Genomic DNA, 17,913 nt, shown 5'->3' with positions numbered 1-17,913 from the left:
AGTGATATTAACTAAAACGCCATGAGCGACGACCATTCACAAAGCAATGACAGCCCCAGTCCCAAGAAGGGGTTCTTTACTCTTATCCTTAACCAGCTGTTCCACGGCGAACCCAAAAACCGTGGCGATCTGGTAGAGCTGATCCGTGATTCCGAGCAAAACGACCTGATCGATCCCGATACCCGAGACATGCTGGAAGGCGTGATGGATATCGCCGAGCAGCGCGTGCGCGATATCATGATCCCGCGCTCCCAGATGGTGACGCTCAAGCGTAACCAAACGCTGGAAGAGTGCCTGGACGTGATCATTGAATCCGCCCACTCGCGCTTCCCGGTGATCAGCGAAGATAAAGATCACATCGAAGGCATTCTGATGGCCAAGGATCTGCTGCCGTTTATGCGCGCGGAATCCGAGGAATTCAGTATCGACAAGGTGCTGCGCACCGCCGTGGTGGTGCCTGAAAGCAAGCGAGTAGACCGGATGCTGAAGGAGTTCCGCTCCCAGCGTTATCACATGGCGATTGTCATTGACGAGTTCGGCGGCGTGTCCGGCCTGGTCACCATCGAAGATATTCTGGAACTGATTGTCGGCGAAATCGAAGACGAATATGACGACGAAGACGATCTGGATATCCGCCAGCTCAGCCGCCATATGTATACAGTGCGAGCGCTGGCGCCAATTGAAGACTTCAACGAAGCCTTCGGCACCCACTTCAGCGACGACGAGGTCGACACCATCGGCGGCCTGGTGATGCAAGCCTTCGGTCACCTGCCTGCACGCGGGGAAACCATTGAAATCGAAGGTTACCTATTTAAAGTTGCGATGGCGGACAGTCGACGTATCATCCAGGTTCATGTAAAAATTCCGGACGATTCTCCGCAACCGAAACTGGAAGAATAAATCAAACATGGCTAAAGCCTCTTTCCTTGAACGCCAGTGGGTTCGCGCCCTGCTGGCGCTGTTGACCGGCGCCAGCGGCACGCTGGCGTTTTCCCCTTACGATATCTGGCCGGCGGCCCTTGTCTCCCTGTTCGGCCTGTTGGCCGTAACCCTGAACCGCACCACCAAACAGTCTGCCCTGCTCGGTTTTTACTGGGGTTTCGGTCTGTTCGGAACGGGGATCAACTGGGTTTACGTCAGCATTGCCGACTTCGGCGGCATGCCTTTCTCCGTCAACATCTTCCTGGTCGTGCTGCTGGCGGCTTACCTGTCGCTGTATACCGGGCTGTTCGCCGGGTTACTGGCACGCCTGTGGCCAACCACCAGCTGGTACCGTTTAGCGATTGCTGCGCCCGTGCTGTGGCAAATCACCGAGTTTTTACGTGGCTGGGTGCTGACCGGCTTCCCCTGGCTGCAGTTTGGCTACAGCCAGCTTAACGGCCCGCTGAAAGGCGTGGCGCCGTTGCTCGGGGTCGATACCATCACCTTTGTGCTGATGGCGATCGCCGGGCTGTTGGTGTACGCCGTCAATCAGCGTCGGATCGCCGCGGCGGGGGTTGCCGTCGCACTGCTGTTGCTGCCGTGGCCGTTACGCCAGCTGCACTGGTTTACCCCGCAGCCGGACAAGGCGGTCAACGTCGCGATGGTGCAGGGCAATATCGCTCAGTCGATGAAGTGGGATCCGAAAGCGTTGGTCAGCACCTTGCAAACCTATTTGGACGAAACTCGTCCTTATATGGGCAAGGCACCGATCATCATCTGGCCGGAGTCTGCCATTCCGGATTACGAAGCCAGCCAGAACGGTTTCCTGACCATGATGGATGACCTGATGCGCGCCAAAAACAGCAGCCTGATCACCGGTATCGTTGATGTGCGTGCCACGCCGCAGGGCCAGCAAATCTACAACAGCGCCATCGTGCTCGGCGAGCCGACGCCGTACGTTTATCCGGCCAAGGACCGCTACAACAAGCACCATCTGGTGCCGTTTGGCGAGTTTGTGCCGCTGGAAACGCTGCTGCGCCCGCTGGCACCGTTCTTCGATTTGCCGATGTCCTCTTTCAGCCGTGGCGACTACGTCCAGCCACAGCTCAGCGTGAAGGGCTATAACCTGACGGCGGCGATCTGTTATGAGATTGTTCTCGGCCAGCAGGTACGCGACAACTTCCGCCCGGACACCAACTTCCTGCTGACCATCTCCAACGACGCCTGGTTCGGCCATTCCATCGGCCCATGGCAGCACTTCCAGATGGCGCGGATGCGTGCTCTGGAGCTGGGTCGTCCTCTGTTGCGCAGCACCAATAACGGCGTCACCGCCGCGGTAGACGCCAACGGTGAGGTGATCGCAGAGATCCCTCAGTTCACCCGCAAGGTGCTGGAGGTGAAAGTCACGCCAACCACCGGCATCACGCCTTATGCCCGTTTTGGCGCCACGCCGTTGTGGATCATCACCCTGCTGCTCGGTGGCCTGGCGTTGACCCTCGGCCTACGCCGTAAATAAGCCCCGGGGCGCTGCCCATCAGCGCCCCGTTCAATTACTCGCGGTATACCCTATGAATTTCAAGTTGCAGCTAGGCGACCAGCTCGCTCATCCCCAGGCGCTTACTTAAGTAAGTAACTGGGGTGAGCGAGTGCAGGTAACAACGCTGCAGCTTGAAAGGCGACTAGCATAAACCGTCGCCAAATCAATGCTTCTGGCACACTCCTTGCTTTAATTACTCTGTTACAGAGAGCCGATTTACTTTTACTGACGTTTTGTCGCACCAGTGCACAACTCAAGAGCATGACCGGCACCACAAAGGTGCATTGGGGTTTTGTTGCATTAATTTGGTGCGCGTGGCGTCTCAAAAAAAGAAACATTTTAGTTTCAATCCATTCACAATCGGCTATTTTCTAACGGTTATGTGTTCTAAGACTATCTTTATACTTGAGCAATAAATCTCCATTTAGAATCTGATGCTCTTTGAATTTGAGCCACCACAACAGCAAAGGAGTTGGACCATGCAAATGCGTAAATTGGCGTTATCGTTACTGCTGATCGGTATGGCAGGTAACGTAGCCCATGCGGAAGAACTGACCGGGACGCTAAAGAAAATCAAAGACAACGGCGTGATCGTTGTCGGCCACCGCGAATCGTCAGTGCCGTTCTCCTACTACGACAACCAGCAAAAAGTTGTGGGTTACTCCCAGGACTACTCCAACCAAATCGTTGAAGCAGTTAAGAAAAAACTGAACGCTCCTGATCTGCAGGTCAAAATGCTGCCGATCACTTCACAGAACCGTATCCCGCTGCTGCAAAACGGCACCTTTGACTTCGAATGCGGCTCGACCACCAACAACCTCGAGCGCCAAAAACAGGCAGCCTTCTCCGATACCATCTTCGTGGTCGGCACCCGTCTGCTGGTGAAAAAAGGCTCTGACGTCAAAGATTTCAAAGACCTGGCCGGTAAAGCCGTGGTGGTGACATCCGGTACCACCTCGGAAGTGCTGCTCAATAAACTGAACGACAGCGGCAAGATGAACATGCGCATCATCAGCGCCAAAGACCACGGTGACTCCTTCCGTACTCTGGAAAGCGGTCGTGCGGTGGCCTTTATGATGGATGACGCCCTGCTGGCAGGTGAGCGCGCGAAAGCGAAGAAGCCGGACCAATGGGAAATTATCGGCACGCCTCAATCGAAAGAAGCCTACGGCTGTATGCTGCGCAAAGACGATCCTGAGTTCAAGAAGCTGGTCGATGACACCATCGCTCAGGCTCAAACTTCAGGCGAAGCGACCAAATGGTTTGATAAGTGGTTCAAGCAGCCTATCCCTCCGAAGAACCTCAACATGAACTTCGAACTGTCCGACGACATGAAGCAACTGTTCAAAGAGCCTAACGATAAAGCACTGAACTAATAGAACAAGAGCTGGGGCGGCCGCCAGGCCAAACCAGCCCTGTTGATGGCTGGGACAGACAGGAACACGGGAGGCCGTTCCCCTCCCGTATTTTTCCCATAACGCATTACCGATGCCCGCACAGATAAGTCAGCCCGACTGGCCGCGGCGCCCTCGGCGTTGAATAGTCATCAATCTTTAGGCGCTCTGCGCCCGCTTAACGGAGTTTGTTATGTCAATAGATTGGAACTGGGGTATCTTCCTGCAGCAGGCCCCGTTTGGGAATACCACCTACCTCGGCTGGATTTGGTCCGGCTTTCAGGTCACGGTAGCCCTCTCCGTCTGTGCATGGATCATCGCTTTCTTTGTCGGTTCGCTGTTCGGTATTTTGCGTACCGTGCCCAACCGCTTTCTTTCCACCCTCGGCACCTGTTACGTCGAACTGTTCCGTAATGTGCCGCTGATTGTCCAATTCTTTACCTGGTATCTGGTGATCCCGGAACTGCTGCCGACAAATATCGGCATGTGGTTCAAAACCGAACTCGATCCCAACGTGCAATTCTTTGTTTCCTCGATGCTGTGCCTCGGGCTGTTTACCGCCGCTCGCGTCTGCGAGCAGGTACGTGCTGCCATTCAGTCACTGCCGCGCGGCCAAAGAGCGGCCGGGTTGGCGATGGGCCTGACGCTGCCGCAAACCTACCGCTACGTGCTGTTGCCGAATGCCTACCGGGTGATTGTGCCGCCGATGACCTCGGAAATGCTCAACCTGGTGAAAAACTCCGCCATCGCTTCCACTATCGGGTTGGTCGACATGGCTGCCCAGGCCGGCAAACTGCTGGACTACTCTGCGCATGCCTATGAATCCTTTACCGCTATTACGCTGGCCTATATCGCCATCAACGCCGTGATCATGCTGTTTATGCGGCTGGTAGAGAAAAAAGTGCAGTTGCCCGGCAACTTGGGGAGTAAATAATGTACGAATTTGACTGGGCATCGATTGTCCCAAGTTTCCCTTATCTGCTGCAGGGCCTGTTAATCACGCTGAAAATCACCGTGACCGCCATCGTTGTCGGTATTCTGTGGGGAACCGTTCTGGCGGTAATGCGCTTGTCGCCCATCAAGCCTATCAGCTGGTTTGCCGCCGTTTACGTCAACCTGTTCCGCTCCGTCCCCCTGGTGATGGTACTGCTGTGGTTCTATCTTGTGGTTCCAAGCTTATTACAACAGGTTCTAGGGCTGTCGCCGAAAACCGATATTCGCCTGATCTCGGCTATGGTAGCCTTTTCCCTGTTTGAAGCGGCCTATTACTCGGAAATTATCCGTGCCGGTATTATCAGCATCTCGCGCGGCCAGTCTTCCGCGGCATTGGCTCTGGGCATGACCCATTGGCAATCAATGAAGCTGGTGATCCTGCCACAGGCATTCCGGGCCATGGTGCCGCTGCTGCTGACCCAGGGCATCGTACTGTTCCAGGATACCTCCCTGGTGTACGTACTGAGCCTGGCTGACTTCTTCCGTACCGCCTCGACCATCGGCGAGCGCGACGGCACCCAGGTCGAAATGATCCTGTTTGCCGGCTTTGTCTACTTTGTTATCAGTCTCGCCGCCTCGGCGCTGGTAAGCTATTTGAAGAAAAGGACTGTTTGATGATATCCCTGAAAAATGTTTCTAAGTGGTACGGTCACTTTCAGGTTCTGACCGATTGCACCACCGAAGTAAAAAAAGGCGAGGTGGTGGTGGTCTGCGGTCCTTCAGGCTCGGGCAAGTCCACCCTGATCAAAACCGTCAACGGCCTGGAGCCGATCCAGCAGGGCAATATTCTGGTGAACGGTACCCCGGTCAACGACAAGAAAACCAATCTGGCGCAGCTGCGTTCCAAGGTCGGTATGGTGTTTCAACACTTCGAACTCTTCCCGCACCTGTCGATCATCGATAACCTGACGCTGGCGCAGGTGAAAGTGCTTAAACGCGATAAAGACGCCTCCCGTGAGAAAGGCCTGAAGCTGCTGGAACGCGTCGGCCTGACCGCCCACGCCAACAAGTTCCCCGGCCAGCTTTCCGGCGGCCAGCAGCAACGCGTGGCTATCGCTCGTGCGCTGTGCATGGATCCTATCGCCATGCTGTTCGATGAGCCCACTTCGGCGCTCGATCCGGAAATGATCAACGAAGTGCTGGACGTAATGGTCGAACTGGCGAACGAAGGCATGACCATGATGGTGGTGACCCACGAGATGGGCTTTGCCCGCAAAGTGGCGAACCGGGTGATCTTTATGGATGAAGGCAAAATCGTCGAAGACCGCAATAAAGACGACTTCTTCAATAACCCGGAGTCCGAGCGCGCGAAAGACTTCCTGGCGAAAATCCTGCACTGATGCCTCGCCTGCGCCCCGCCGGGGCGCAGTTTCATTCCCTCTTTCCGGCACTAAAAGCACTTGTTTCTCTCCGATTTTGATCCGATGCTCACCCTCTATGGCTTTCAAGTTGCAGCTAGGCAGCCAGCTCGCTCATCCCCAGGTGGGGTAGGGGCGCTGCATGCTGCGCCCACTTTAATCGGGGCGAATGTATACGCCCCCTACGATATCAGTGCAGGTAACAACTCTGCGGCTTGAAAGACGACGGGTAAACAAAGGAGATAAACATGCCCCGCCCTATCATCATCGATTGCGACCCCGGTCTGGACGATGCCATTGCCCTTGCCATGGCGCTGAGTTCACCAGAACTGGACGTTAAAGCCATTACCACCTCCGCCGGTAACCAGACGCCGGAAAAAACGCTGCATAATGCGCTGGGTCTGTTGACGTTGATGAAGCGTGAAGACATTCCCGTCGCTGCCGGTGCTGCCGCGCCGTTGATGCGAGACCTGGTGATTGCCGACTACGTTCACGGCAAAACCGGCATGGGCAATACCCATCTGCCAACGCCCACCATCAAGCCGGTGGCGCAAACTGCCGTAGAGCTGATTGCCAGTCTGTTACGCAGCAGTCCGCGGCCGATCACGCTGGTGGTCACCGGCCCCATGACCAATATCGCCCTGCTGCTGGCTCAGCACCCTGAGCTGAAAGGCAACATCGAACGCATTGTATTTATGGGGGGAGGCATGAATGCCGGCAACACCACCCCGGTGGCCGAGTTCAACATCTTTGTCGATCCCGAAGCCGCCGAAATGGTGCTGAAATCCGGCGTGCCGCTGACCATGGCCGGGCTGAACGTGACCCACCAGGCACTGGTGCTGCCGCAGGATATCGAACGCATCCGCCGGATAAACAACCCGGTGGCGCAGGCGGTGGCCGAAATGCTCGACTTCTACCTGCCGCTGTACCTTAGCCATCCGCGTGGGCTGCCCGGTGCCGCGATGCACGATCCCTGCACCATCGCCTGGCTGCTGGCGCCGCAGCTGTTTGGCAGTATCGACCGCTGGGTCGGCGTGGAAACCAAAGGGGAATACACCCTCGGCATGACCGTGGTGGATATCTTCGGCCAGAACGGCAAGCCGGCCAACGTTGAAGTGCTGACCGATATTGATCGTGAAGGCTTTATCGATCTGTTGGCCGAGCGCGTAGCCCGCTATTGACCACCGGGCGGGAAATCGCCCTGACATTCAATATTTTTGATTTAACTCAGCGAATTTTTACGCTATCACTGGCCCAGGCTTGCCTCTAAGATGCTGTTAAACGCACAGCATCGCTGACACCTTAGACCAAGCCTGGAGATAGCCCAATGAGTCGTATACTGGTCCTGAAATCGAGTATCCTGGGTGATTACTCCCAGTCTGGAAAATTAGTCGATTTTTTTGTTCAACAGTGGCATGAAGCACACCCTAATGACAGCTTTACGGTTCGCGATTTGGCTAACCCGACCCTGCCGGAGCTGGATGGTGAAGTGATTGGCGGGTTTAGCGCCGGTGACAAACCTTTAACGCCGCATCAGCAAAAGACGCTGGCACTTTCCGATGAGCTGATCGCCGAGCTGAAATCGCACGACACCATTATCATCAGCGCACCAATGTACAACTTCAACATCCCGACGCAGTTGAAAATCTATTTCGACCTGGTGGCGCGCGCCGGTCAAACCTTCCGTTACACCTCTGAAGGCTCAGAAGGTCTGGTCACCGGCAAGAAAGCGATTGTGATCTCCAGCCGCGGCGGTATTCACGCGGATACGCCAACCGATCTGATCACGCCGTACCTGAAGCTGTTCCTGGCGTTTATCGGCATTACCGACGTTGAGTTCGTGCTGGCGGAAGGCTTTGCTTACGGCCCTGAAGCGGCAGAAAAAACCGCTCAGGAAAGCCGGGTGGCGGTGGCGCAGAAAGTGCCGGCCAAAATCGACAGCGCCCCCGTCCCTCAGCCTGAAGTGGCTACGGCTCCAGCCAGCGGAAGCTTTCTTGGCAACCTGATGAAAAAACTGTTCGGCTAAGTGCAGCGCCTGCCCTGACCTTTTCTATCGAAGAGGCCAGGGCGCGCAGGACGTTTAAGGTTCGAAAGGCCGACGCTGGAACTGGTCATGACCGCATTTCGGGCACAGCGGCAGCACTTCCGGCGTGTAAAACGCCAAATGATGGTGGCATTTCTCGCACACCAGATTACCCAGCCCGACAACCTCACCGCTGTGGTAAACGCCATGGTGGCTGACGTCCTTGAACACCTCGCGCCATTCCAGTTGGGTTTTGTCGGTAATATCCGCCAGCTCTTGCCACAGGCTCTCCTTGATGACCCGCATGAAAACGCTGTCGGTAAACTCGTCCCGGCTTTCCTGATAACTGCGAGCGAACTCTTCCAGATCGCGCCGTACCGCCTGTGTAACCTGCTCAACTTCGTCGCGCGTCAGTTCGCCCGCTTCGTTTAGCCGTTTTTCTGCGCTCGCGACCAGCGAGTCAATATCACGCTCGCCATTTTTCAGGCGTTCCGTCAGAGATGCCACCAATTCGCGGTAGTACTGAGCAACCTTGTTCATAATCTCTCCTCGATGAACTTACGTGACTGGGCTTACCGCCTAAACTATCCCTTATCATTTTAGCCGTAAATTGCTGATGTCACTTGGCAAGACATGGGTTCCTCAAGATGTGAGACATATCATGGCCGGTATTTTTTAAATACGTCGAGTCGGGCGCTTGGTGTTGTTGCCGGGAGGTCTTATCAGCTATGCTATGCGGATCTATAAGTACTCAACAGAATGCTACGGATGTAGCTGTTTTACACCTACAGGACCACCAGCCGCCATGCAAGAGCAATACCGTCCAGAAGACATAGAATCGAACGTACAGCTTCACTGGGAAGAGAAGCAAACTTTCAAGGTTACCGAAGATGCGAGCAAGGAAAAGTATTACTGCCTATCCATGCTGCCGTACCCATCAGGCCGTCTGCACATGGGGCACGTTCGTAACTATACTATCGGCGACGTGATCTCGCGCTATCAGCGCATGCTAGGTAAAAACGTGCTACAGCCTATCGGCTGGGATGCGTTCGGCCTGCCGGCGGAAGGCGCTGCGGTTAAAAACAACACCGCACCGGCTCCGTGGACCTACGACAATATCGAATACATGAAGAACCAGCTGAAACTGCTGGGCTTCGGCTATGACTGGGATCGCGAGATCGCCACCTGCGATCCGGACTACTACCGTTGGGAACAGTGGTTCTTCACCAAGCTGTACGAAAAAGGCCTGGTCTACAAGAAGACTTCCGCGGTGAACTGGTGCCCGCACGATCTGACCGTGCTGGCCAACGAACAGGTGATCGACGGCTGCTGCTGGCGCTGCGACACCAAAGTTGAGCGTAAAGAGATCCCACAGTGGTTTATCAAAATCACCGACTACGCCGATCAGCTGCTCAACGATCTGGACACGCTTGAAAGCTGGCCAGAACAGGTGAAAACCATGCAGCGCAACTGGATTGGCCGTTCCGAAGGGGTGGATATCACCTTTGACGTAGCGGGCAGCGACGAAAAGCTGACGGTTTACACCACCCGTCCCGACACCTTTATGGGCGCAACCTACGTGGCCGTTGCCGCAGGTCACCCCTTGGCGCAGCAAGGCGCGGTGAACAACCCGGCGCTGGCTGAATTTATCGAAGAATGCCGCAACACCAAAGTGGCCGAAGCCGAAATGGCGACGATGGAGAAAAAAGGCATGCCGACCGGCCTGTTCGCCATCCATCCGCTGTCCGGCGAGCAAGTGCCGATTTGGGTCGCCAACTTTGTGCTGATGGAATACGGCACCGGCGCGGTGATGGCGGTTCCGGCTCACGATCAGCGCGACTGGGAATTCGCCACCAAATACGGCTTGCCGATCAAACCGGTGGTCCTGGCGCTCGACGGCAGCCAACCGGATGTACAAGCCGAAGCGATGACCGAGAAAGGCACGCTGTTCAACTCCGGCGAGTTTGACGGTCTGGATCACCAGGACGGTTTCAACGCCATTGCCGACAAACTGGTGGCCAAAGGCGTTGGTCAGCGCAAGGTCAACTACCGTCTGCGCGATTGGGGCGTTTCTCGTCAGCGCTATTGGGGGGCTCCAATCCCGATGGTCACGCTGGAAGACGGCACCGTAATGCCAACCCCGGAAGACCAACTGCCGGTGATCCTGCCGGAAGACGTGGTGATGGACGGCATTACCAGCCCGATCAAAGCCGATCCCGAGTGGGCGAAAACCACCGTTAACGGCCAACCGGCGCTGCGCGAAACCGACACCTTCGACACCTTTATGGAGTCTTCCTGGTACTATGCGCGCTATACCTGCCCGCAGTACGACCAGGGGATGCTGGATCCCGCTGCCGCCAACTACTGGCTGCCGGTCGATCAGTATGTCGGTGGTATCGAACACGCCATCATGCACCTGATGTATTTCCGCTTCTTCCACAAGCTGCTGCGTGACGCGGGCCTGGTCGACTCCGACGAGCCGGCAAAACGCCTGCTGTGCCAGGGCATGGTGCTGGCAGACGCCTTCTATTACACCGGCAACAGCGGCGAACGCGTCTGGGTTTCCCCGGTCGACGCCAACGTTGAACGTGATGACAAAGGCCGCATTATCAAAGCCACCGATCCACAAGGTCGTGAACTGGTCTATGCTGGCATGAGCAAAATGTCGAAGTCGAAAAACAACGGCATCGACCCGCAGGTGATGGTAGAGAAATACGGTGCAGATACCGTCCGTCTGTTCATGATGTTCGCTTCACCGGCAGAAATGACGCTGGAATGGCAGGAATCCGGCGTAGAAGGGGCAAACCGCTTCCTGAAACGCGTGTGGAAACTGGCCTACGAACACCTGGAAAAAGGCGCAGTTGAGCCGCTGAACGTGGCAACGCTGAGTGAAGATCAGAAAGCGCTGCGTCGCGATCTGCACAAAACCATTGCCAAAGTGACCGACGATATCGGCCGTCGTCAGACCTTCAACACCGCGATTGCCGCCGTGATGGAGCTGATGAACAAGCTGGCTCGCGCACCGCAAGAGAGCGAACAAGATCGCGCCCTGCTGCAGGAAGCTCTGTTGGCAGTAGTTCGCATGCTGTATCCATTCACTCCGCACGTGTGCTTCTCACTGTGGCAGGCGCTGGGCGGTGAAGGCGATGTGGATACCGCAGCCTGGCCGCAAGCCGACGAGCAGGCCATGGTCGAAGACTCCAAGCTGGTGGTGGTGCAGGTCAACGGTAAGGTTCGCGCTAAAATCACCGTGGCTGCCGATGCAACCGAAGAGCAGGTACGCGCGCGTGCCGCCGAGGAACATCTGGTCGCTAAATATCTGGACGGGGTCACGGTTCGTAAAGTGATCTATGTTCCGGGCAAATTGCTTAACCTGGTTGTGGGTTAACACAAGGAGGCGTTGTGCGACATCGTATTATGACGTTGTTGCTGGGGTTGGCGGTGCTGGTCACCGCCGGCTGCGGTTTTCACCTGCGTGGTACCACGCAGGTCCCTTCGGAAATGAAGACGCTGCTGCTGGACAGCTCGGATCCTTATGGTCCGCTGACCCGCGCGGTGCGTGAGCAGTTGCGTCTGAGCGACGTGACCATCGTCAAAGATGCCAAGCGTAAGGATCTCCCTTCCCTGCGCATCATTGGCGCCACGGAGAGCCAGGATACCGCCTCTATCTTCCAGGACGGTAAAACCGCGGAGTACCAGATGGTGCTGACCGTGCAGGCACAGGTGCTGATCCCGGGTCACGACCTGTATCCGCTGAACGTGAAAGTTTTCCGTTCGTTCTTCGATAACCCGCTGACCGCATTGGCAAAAGATTCCGAACAGGACATCATTCGCCAGGAAATGCGCGATCAGGCTGCCCAACAGCTGGTACGTAAACTGCTGACGGTGCACGCTGCGGAAGAAGAAACCCAACAGAAAGCCGCTGCCGCCGGTGAAAAAGCGGCCAGTCGCGTAGATCAATGATTCGTATTTACCCTGAACAACTTGCCGCGCAGCTCCGAGAGGGGCTGCGCGCTTGTTATTTATTGAGTGGCAACGAGCCGCTGCTGCTGCAGGAAAGCCAGGATCTGATCCGCCATGCGGCACAAGAGCAGCAGTTCACCGAGCACTACAGCATTTCGCTGGACGCCCATACCGATTGGGATGCCATTTTCAGCATCTGTCAGGCCATGAGCCTGTTCGCCAGCCGTCAGACGCTGCTGCTGATCTTCCCGGAAAACGGGCCGACGGCACCGATCGGCGAACAGTTGATCAAACTGGCCGCACTGCTGCATGAAGATATTTTGCTGGTGTTGCGTGGGCCACGCCTGACCAAAGCGCAAGAAAACAGCGCCTGGTTCAAGGCGCTCAGCCCGCACGGCGCTTACGTCAGTTGCCAAACTCCGGAGCAGGCACAGCTCCCCCGCTGGGTCGCCCAGCGCGCCAAAACCCTGAAGCTGGAACTGGACGACGCGGCGAACCAACTGCTGTGTTACTGCTACGAAGGCAACCTGCTGGCGCTGTCGCAGGCGCTGGAGAGGCTGTCGTTGCTGCATCCGGACGGCAAACTCACGCTGCCGCGCGTTGAACTGGCGGTCAACGATGCCGCCCACTTCACGCCATTCCACTGGCTGGACGCCCTGTTGGCCGGAAAAAGCAAACGCGCCTGGCATATTCTGCAGCAGATGCAGCAGGAAGATGTCGAGCCGGTGATCCTGCTGCGAACCCTGCAACGGGAACTGCTGCAGTTGCTGAACCTGCAACGCCGCATGGCCTCAGTGCCTTTGCGTACGCTGTTCGACCAATACAAGGTTTGGCAAAACCGCCGTAACCTGGTGACTCAGGCACTGCAACGGCTGTCCGGTGCCCAACTGCGACAAGCGGTTCATCTGCTCGCGCAGATAGAAATCACCCTGAAGCAAGATTACGGCCAGTCGGTCTGGTCTGAATTGGAAACCCTGTCGATGCTGCTGTGCGGCAAACCTTTGGCCACGAGTTTTTCAGATGTCCACTAATCCGCAAGGCACTCCCGTCCTGCACGCCCTGTTTGGCGGCACCTTCGACCCTATCCATTACGGCCACCTGCGGCCGGTGGAAGCGCTGGCCACAGAGGTTGGTCTGAACCGGGTCACGCTGCTGCCGAACCACGTTCCGCCGCACCGCCCTCAGCCCGAAGCGAATGCTCAGCAACGGTTGAAAATGGTGGAGTTGGCGATCGCCGGCAACCCGCTGTTTGCGGTTGACGATCGTGAACTGCATCGCACCACCCCTTCCTATACCATCGAGACGCTGGAAGCCATTCGTAAAGAACGTGGCGCCGCCTTGCCTCTGGCGTTTATCATTGGCCAGGACTCGCTGTTGACGCTGCACAAATGGCACCGCTGGCAGTCGCTGCTGGATACCTGCCATCTGCTGGTGCTGGCTCGCCCTGGTTACAACGATCGCATGGATACGCCTGAGCTGCAGCAGTGGCTGGAGCGACATCAGGTGAGCGATCCCGCCCAGCTCAGCCGGCATCCTCACGGATTTATTTATCTGGCCGATACACCGCAGTTGGAGATTTCGGCCACGGAAATTCGTCAGCGCCGCCATCAGGGCCTCAACTGTGACGACCTGTTGCCGCGTTCAGTCCAGCGCTATATCGAGTTACAGGGTTTATATCGCTAGCAACAGCCGCGTGATATACTGCGCCGCTATTTTTCAGGTATTCGCTGAAAACCCCGGAATCCTTAGCTGGCCGGGCAGTCACCAGCTGGCTTTCAGCGGCATCCTGCCGACTTATCATTGATTCAGGCCGCGAAACGGGTAAATTGCCCGCCGCAGTCGAATGAACAGAACACACCCGAGGGGGAACCTTTGCAAGGTAAAGCGCTCCAAGATTTCGTCATCGATAAAATTGATGACCTGAAAGGCCAAGACATTATCGCTCTGGATGTACAAGACAAATCCAGCATCACCGATTGCATGATCATCTGCACCGGGACCTCTACCCGTCACGTGATGTCGATCGCCAACCACCTGGTGCAGGAAGCTCGCACCGCCGGTATGGAACTGTTCGGCATGAAAGGCCAGGAAGCCTCCGACTGGATCGTTGTCGACCTGGGTGACGTGATCGTTCACGTGATGCAGGAAGAGAGCCGTCAGTTGTACGAGCTGGAAAAACTCTGGAGCTAAGCGGTGAAACTGCAACTGGTAGCCGTCGGCACTAAAATGCCAGACTGGGTGCAGACCGGCTTTATGGATTATCTGCACCGCTTTCCCAAAGACATGCCGTTTGAGCTGACCGAAATCCCGGCGGGCAAGCGCGGCAAGAATGCCGATATCAAACGCATTCTGGAAAAGGAAGGCGAGCAGATGCTGGCTGCGGTAGGCAAAGGCAATCGCATTGTCACGCTGGATATCCCCGGTACGCCGTGGGAAACGCCGCAGTTGGCGCAACAACTCGAACGCTGGAAGCAGGACGGCCGCAACGTCAGCCTGCTGATTGGCGGCCCGGAAGGGCTGGCCCCGGCGTGCAAGGCCGCCGCCGAACAGAGTTGGTCGCTCTCACCGTTGACATTACCGCATCCTTTAGTGCGCGTGCTGGTGGCTGAAAGCCTCTATCGCGCCTGGAGCATTACAACAAATCATCCTTACCACCGGGAATAACCGGTGGTAATAGTGACAGAGTGAAATAAAGCAGCGGGATGAAAATAGAACGTAACCCTTTTCGCGACTATACGGCTGAATCTGCCCTGTTTGTACGCCGCGCCCTGGTGGCGTTCTTGGTCATCCTGGTGCTGACCGGCACCCTCATCGCCAATCTGTATAATCTGCAAATCGTCCGCTTTGAGGATTACCGCACCCGCTCCAACGAAAACCGCATCAAACTGGTGCCGATCGCCCCCAGCCGCGGCATTATTTACGATCGCAACGGCACTCCGCTGGCGCTCAACCGCACCATTTACCAACTGGAACTGATGCCGGAAAAGGTCGATGATCTGAAAGCCACGCTACAGGCGCTGCGTTCGGTGGTCGATTTAACCGATGACGATATCGTCAACTTCGAAAAAGAGCGTAAGCGCTCGCGCCGTTTCGTCTCTATCCCGGTGAAAACCGCCCTGAGCGAAGTGCAGGTGGCGCGTTTTGCGGTTAACCAGTTCCGCTTCCCCGGCGTAGAGGTCAAAGGCTACCAGCGTCGCTATTACCCTTATGGCTCCGCCCTGACACATGTGATCGGCTACGTGTCGAAGATCAACGACCGCGACGTCGAACGCCTGGATAAAGACGGCAAGCTGGCCAACTATGCCGCAACCCATGATATCGGCAAGCTGGGTATCGAACGCTATTACGAAGAAACCCTGCATGGCAAAACCGGCTACGAAGAGGTTGAAGTCAATAACCGTGGTCGGGTGATCCGTCAATTGCATGAGCAGCCGCCTTCCGCCGGCAAAGACGTCTATCTGACGCTGGATCTCAACCTGCAGCGCTATATCGAGCAGTTGCTGGTGGGCAGCCGTGCGGCAGTGGTGGTGAGCGATCCGCGCACCGGCGGCATTCTGGCTATGGTCTCCAACCCCAGCTATGACCCGAACCTGTTCGTCGATGGCATCTCCAGCAAGGATTACCAGGGGCTGCTCAACGATCCGAACCGGCCGCTGATCAACCGTGCCACTCAGGGGCTCTATCCACCGGCCTCCACGGTGAAGCCTTATATTTCCGTTTCGGCGCTCAGCGCCGGAGTGATCACCAAGAACACCATCGTCTTCGATCCCGGCTGGTGGCAACTGCCCGGCTCGGAAAAACGCTTCCGCGACTGGAAAAAATGGGGCCACGGCCGCCTGAACGTCACCAAAGCGCTGGAAGAATCCGCGGATACCTTCTTCTACCAGGTCGCTTACGACATGGGCATCGATCGCCTGTCAACCTGGCTGACCAAGTTCGGTTACGGCGAATATACCGGCATCGATCTGTCCGAAGAGCGTTCCGGCCTGATGCCGACCCGCGACTGGAAATTCAAACGTTATAAAAAGCCCTGGTATCAGGGGGACACCATTCCGGTAGGTATCGGCCAGGGTTATTGGACGGCGACGCCGATCCAGATGGCCAAGGCGCTGACCACCCTGATTAACGACGGCAACGTCAAAACGCCGCACCTGCTGCAGAGCACCCGCATCAATGGCGTGCTGGTCCCTTTCCAGCAGGAAGAGAGCAAGCAGATCGGCGATATTCATTCCGGCTTCTGGGAAATTGCCAAAGACGGCATGTATGGCGTGGCCAACCGCCCCAACGGGACGGCGCGCAAGTACTTTGCAGGTACACCATACAAAGCCGCGGCGAAATCGGGGACCGCACAGGTATTCGGTTACGAAACCTATAACGCCCACAAACTCGCAGAGCACCTGCGTGACCACAAACTGATGACGGCCTTCGCTCCCTTCGATAATCCGACGGTTTCGGTCGCCATTATTCTGGAAAACGGCGGTGCCGGTCCAGCGGTCGGGACGATCACTCGTCAGATCCTCGACCATATCTTGCTGGGCGACAACAATACGCAATTACCGGACGCGGCTCCGCTGCCGCCTGGTGTAGAAGGTGATTAAGGTAGAACATGACTGAAAGCCAACAAAAAGCGTCGATCTGGACCAAAATCCATATCGACCCTACATTCCTGCTGCTAATTCTGGCCCTGCTGGTCTACAGCGCGTTCGTTATGTGGAGCGCCAGCGGTCAGGACATCGGCATGATGGAGCGCAAGATCGGCCAGATTGTCATGGGGTTGATCGTCATGGCCGTCATGGCGCAAATCCCGCCGCGGGTCTATGAAAGCTGGGCGCCGTATCTGTATATTTTCTGCGTGATATTGCTGATTTTAGTGGACGCTTTCGGCCAGATCAGTAAAGGCGCACAGCGCTGGCTGGATCTCGGCTTCGTGCGCTTCCAACCATCCGAGATTGCCAAGATCGCGGTACCGCTGATGGTAGCGCGCTTTATGAACCGCGACGTCTGCCCCCCTTCGCTGAAGAATACGGCCATTGCGCTGGTGCTGATTTTCCTGCCGACGCTGCTGGTTGCCGCGCAGCCGGATTTGGGTACCTCGATTCTGATCGCCGCCTCCGGCCTGTTCGTGCTGTTCCTGTCCGGCATGAGCTGGAAGCTGATCGCCGTAGCCGCCGTGCTGCTGGCGGCCTTTATCCCGGTGCTGTGGTTCTTCCTGATGCACGGCTATCAGCGCGACCGCGTCATGATGCTGCTCGATCCGGAAACCGACCCCCTTGGCGCCGGTTACCACATTATTCAGTCGAAAATTGCCATCGGCTCAGGCGGCTTGTCCGGTAAAGGCTGGCTGCATGGCACCCAGTCACAGCTGGAATTCCTGCCGGAGCGCCACACCGACTTTATCTTCGCGGTGCTGGCCGAGGAACTGGGGCTGATCGGGGTACTGGTGCTGCTGGCGCTGTACCTGCTGGTGATTATCCGCGGGCTGATGATCGCCGCCAAGGCGCAAACCACCTTCGGCCGAGTGATGGTCGGCGGGCTGATGCTGATTTTGTTCGTTTATGTGTTTGTTAACATTGGTATGGTCAGTGGTATTTTGCCGGTAGTTGGCGTACCTTTGCCTCTGGTCAGTTACGGGGGTTCGGCGCTGATTGTGCTTATGGCTGGGTTCGGCATTATCATGTCGATCCACACGCATCGGAAAATGATGTCTAAAAGTTTATAAGAGGT

17 protein-coding genes are annotated in these 17,913 nt (G+C 56.5%); 16 read left to right on the top strand and 1 reads right to left on the bottom strand.

Annotation, left to right across the window (positions count from 1 at the left end; translation table 11 throughout):
* The first annotated feature begins 21 nt into the window (after window positions 1–21).
* The 8 genes from corC to LQ945_RS19295 all read left to right on the top strand — a co-directional run bounded on the left by corC (window position 22) and on the right by LQ945_RS19295 (window position 8,229).
* Window positions 22–900: a CNNM family magnesium/cobalt transport protein CorC gene (gene corC, locus LQ945_RS19330; protein ID WP_012005653.1), complete on the top strand. Its 879-nt coding sequence runs from the start codon at window positions 22–24 to the stop codon at window positions 898–900.
* 7 nt (window positions 901–907) lie between these two features.
* Complete coding sequence (lnt, locus tag LQ945_RS19325; protein ID WP_269934409.1) at window positions 908–2,437, top strand: apolipoprotein N-acyltransferase; 1,530 nt, start codon at window positions 908–910, stop codon at window positions 2,435–2,437.
* 500 nt (window positions 2,438–2,937) lie between these two features.
* Entirely contained in the window at window positions 2,938–3,834 is an 897-nt protein-coding gene (locus tag LQ945_RS19320; RefSeq protein ID WP_262240390.1) for an amino acid ABC transporter substrate-binding protein, read from the top strand.
* A gap of 211 nt (window positions 3,835–4,045) precedes the next feature.
* On the top strand, window positions 4,046–4,786 hold the full coding sequence (locus LQ945_RS19315; RefSeq protein ID WP_262240391.1) for an amino acid ABC transporter permease: 741 nt from the start codon (window positions 4,046–4,048) through the stop codon (window positions 4,784–4,786).
* Window positions 4,786–5,460 (top strand): glutamate/aspartate ABC transporter permease GltK, encoded by a 675-nt coding sequence (gene gltK, locus LQ945_RS19310; RefSeq protein WP_044548869.1) that lies wholly within the window; start codon window positions 4,786–4,788, stop codon window positions 5,458–5,460. Before LQ945_RS19315 ends, gltK begins: the two co-directional genes overlap by 1 nt.
* On the top strand, window positions 5,460–6,185 hold the full coding sequence (locus LQ945_RS19305; RefSeq protein ID WP_020825626.1) for an amino acid ABC transporter ATP-binding protein: 726 nt from the start codon (window positions 5,460–5,462) through the stop codon (window positions 6,183–6,185). Before gltK ends, LQ945_RS19305 begins: the two co-directional genes overlap by 1 nt.
* A 266-nt stretch (window positions 6,186–6,451) precedes the next feature.
* Window positions 6,452–7,384, top strand: a complete 933-nt coding sequence (gene rihA, locus LQ945_RS19300; RefSeq protein WP_270101500.1) for a pyrimidine-specific ribonucleoside hydrolase RihA — start codon at window positions 6,452–6,454, stop codon at window positions 7,382–7,384.
* A gap of 146 nt (window positions 7,385–7,530) precedes the next feature.
* On the top strand, window positions 7,531–8,229 hold the full coding sequence (locus tag LQ945_RS19295; RefSeq protein WP_269934411.1) for an FMN-dependent NADH-azoreductase: 699 nt from the start codon (window positions 7,531–7,533) through the stop codon (window positions 8,227–8,229).
* Between the two features lie 54 nt (window positions 8,230–8,283).
* Here LQ945_RS19295 and LQ945_RS19290 read toward each other — a convergent pair whose 3' ends face one another.
* Window positions 8,284–8,766 (bottom strand): zinc ribbon-containing protein, encoded by a 483-nt coding sequence (locus LQ945_RS19290; protein ID WP_020825623.1) that lies wholly within the window; start codon window positions 8,764–8,766, stop codon window positions 8,284–8,286.
* A gap of 265 nt (window positions 8,767–9,031) precedes the next feature.
* Between LQ945_RS19290 and leuS the strand changes: the two genes are divergently transcribed.
* From leuS to mrdB, 8 genes are all read left to right on the top strand, one after another.
* A complete protein-coding gene (gene leuS / locus LQ945_RS19285; protein ID WP_270101499.1) occupies window positions 9,032–11,614 on the top strand; it encodes a leucine--tRNA ligase in 2,583 nt (860 codons plus the stop codon).
* A 14-nt stretch (window positions 11,615–11,628) separates the two neighbouring features.
* Window positions 11,629–12,189 carry an LPS assembly lipoprotein LptE gene (gene lptE / locus LQ945_RS19280; RefSeq protein WP_270101498.1) on the top strand — a complete coding sequence of 187 codons (561 nt, stop codon included), beginning with the start codon at window positions 11,629–11,631 and terminating at the stop codon, window positions 12,187–12,189.
* A complete protein-coding gene (gene holA / locus LQ945_RS19275; RefSeq protein ID WP_262240397.1) occupies window positions 12,186–13,220 on the top strand; it encodes a DNA polymerase III subunit delta in 1,035 nt (344 codons plus the stop codon). The genes lptE and holA overlap by 4 nt, the downstream gene beginning before the upstream one ends.
* Window positions 13,210–13,872: a nicotinate-nucleotide adenylyltransferase gene (nadD, locus tag LQ945_RS19270; RefSeq protein WP_270101497.1), complete on the top strand. Its 663-nt coding sequence runs from the start codon at window positions 13,210–13,212 to the stop codon at window positions 13,870–13,872. The genes holA and nadD overlap by 11 nt, the downstream gene beginning before the upstream one ends.
* Before the next feature lie 189 nt (window positions 13,873–14,061).
* Window positions 14,062–14,379, top strand: a complete 318-nt coding sequence (gene rsfS, locus LQ945_RS19265) for a ribosome silencing factor (protein ID WP_020825618.1) — start codon at window positions 14,062–14,064, stop codon at window positions 14,377–14,379.
* A 3-nt stretch (window positions 14,380–14,382) separates the two neighbouring features.
* Window positions 14,383–14,853, top strand: coding sequence for a 23S rRNA (pseudouridine(1915)-N(3))-methyltransferase RlmH (rlmH, locus tag LQ945_RS19260; RefSeq protein WP_004949595.1), 471 nt, complete (start codon window positions 14,383–14,385; stop codon window positions 14,851–14,853).
* Between the two features lie 38 nt (window positions 14,854–14,891).
* On the top strand, window positions 14,892–16,787 hold the full coding sequence (gene mrdA / locus LQ945_RS19255; RefSeq protein ID WP_262240399.1) for a peptidoglycan DD-transpeptidase MrdA: 1,896 nt from the start codon (window positions 14,892–14,894) through the stop codon (window positions 16,785–16,787).
* A gap of 8 nt (window positions 16,788–16,795) precedes the next feature.
* Window positions 16,796–17,908, top strand: a complete 1,113-nt coding sequence (gene mrdB, locus LQ945_RS19250; protein ID WP_044548856.1) for a peptidoglycan glycosyltransferase MrdB — start codon at window positions 16,796–16,798, stop codon at window positions 17,906–17,908.
* Window positions 17,909–17,913: the final 5 nt, after the last annotated feature.

Origin of the sequence: Serratia liquefaciens (assembly GCF_027594825.1) — a bacterium.
Classification (GTDB): domain Bacteria; phylum Pseudomonadota; class Gammaproteobacteria; order Enterobacterales; family Enterobacteriaceae; genus Serratia; species Serratia liquefaciens_A.
This window is presented reverse-complemented; position numbering and strand designations above follow the sequence as displayed.

Bases quoted from the DNA above. Each gene is read 5' to 3' on its own strand.
- leuS (WP_270101499.1), top strand. From the start codon at position 9,032: ATGCAAGAGCAATACCGTCCAGAAGACATAGAATCGAACGTACAGCTT.
- rihA (WP_270101500.1), top strand. From the start codon at position 6,452: ATGCCCCGCCCTATCATCATCGATTGCGACCCCGGTCTGGACGATGCC.
- LQ945_RS19320 (WP_262240390.1), top strand. From the start codon at position 2,938: ATGCAAATGCGTAAATTGGCGTTATCGTTACTGCTGATCGGTATGGCA.
- gltK (WP_044548869.1), top strand. From the start codon at position 4,786: ATGTACGAATTTGACTGGGCATCGATTGTCCCAAGTTTCCCTTATCTG.
- mrdB (WP_044548856.1), top strand. From the start codon at position 16,796: ATGACTGAAAGCCAACAAAAAGCGTCGATCTGGACCAAAATCCATATC.
- mrdA (WP_262240399.1), top strand. From the start codon at position 14,892: ATGAAAATAGAACGTAACCCTTTTCGCGACTATACGGCTGAATCTGCC.
- corC (WP_012005653.1), top strand. From the start codon at position 22: ATGAGCGACGACCATTCACAAAGCAATGACAGCCCCAGTCCCAAGAAG.
- LQ945_RS19305 (WP_020825626.1), top strand. From the start codon at position 5,460: ATGATATCCCTGAAAAATGTTTCTAAGTGGTACGGTCACTTTCAGGTT.
- holA (WP_262240397.1), top strand. From the start codon at position 12,186: ATGATTCGTATTTACCCTGAACAACTTGCCGCGCAGCTCCGAGAGGGG.
- LQ945_RS19315 (WP_262240391.1), top strand. From the start codon at position 4,046: ATGTCAATAGATTGGAACTGGGGTATCTTCCTGCAGCAGGCCCCGTTT.
- nadD (WP_270101497.1), top strand. From the start codon at position 13,210: ATGTCCACTAATCCGCAAGGCACTCCCGTCCTGCACGCCCTGTTTGGC.
- lnt (WP_269934409.1), top strand. From the start codon at position 908: ATGGCTAAAGCCTCTTTCCTTGAACGCCAGTGGGTTCGCGCCCTGCTG.
- LQ945_RS19295 (WP_269934411.1), top strand. From the start codon at position 7,531: ATGAGTCGTATACTGGTCCTGAAATCGAGTATCCTGGGTGATTACTCC.
- LQ945_RS19290 (WP_020825623.1), bottom strand. From the start codon at position 8,766: ATGAACAAGGTTGCTCAGTACTACCGCGAATTGGTGGCATCTCTGACG.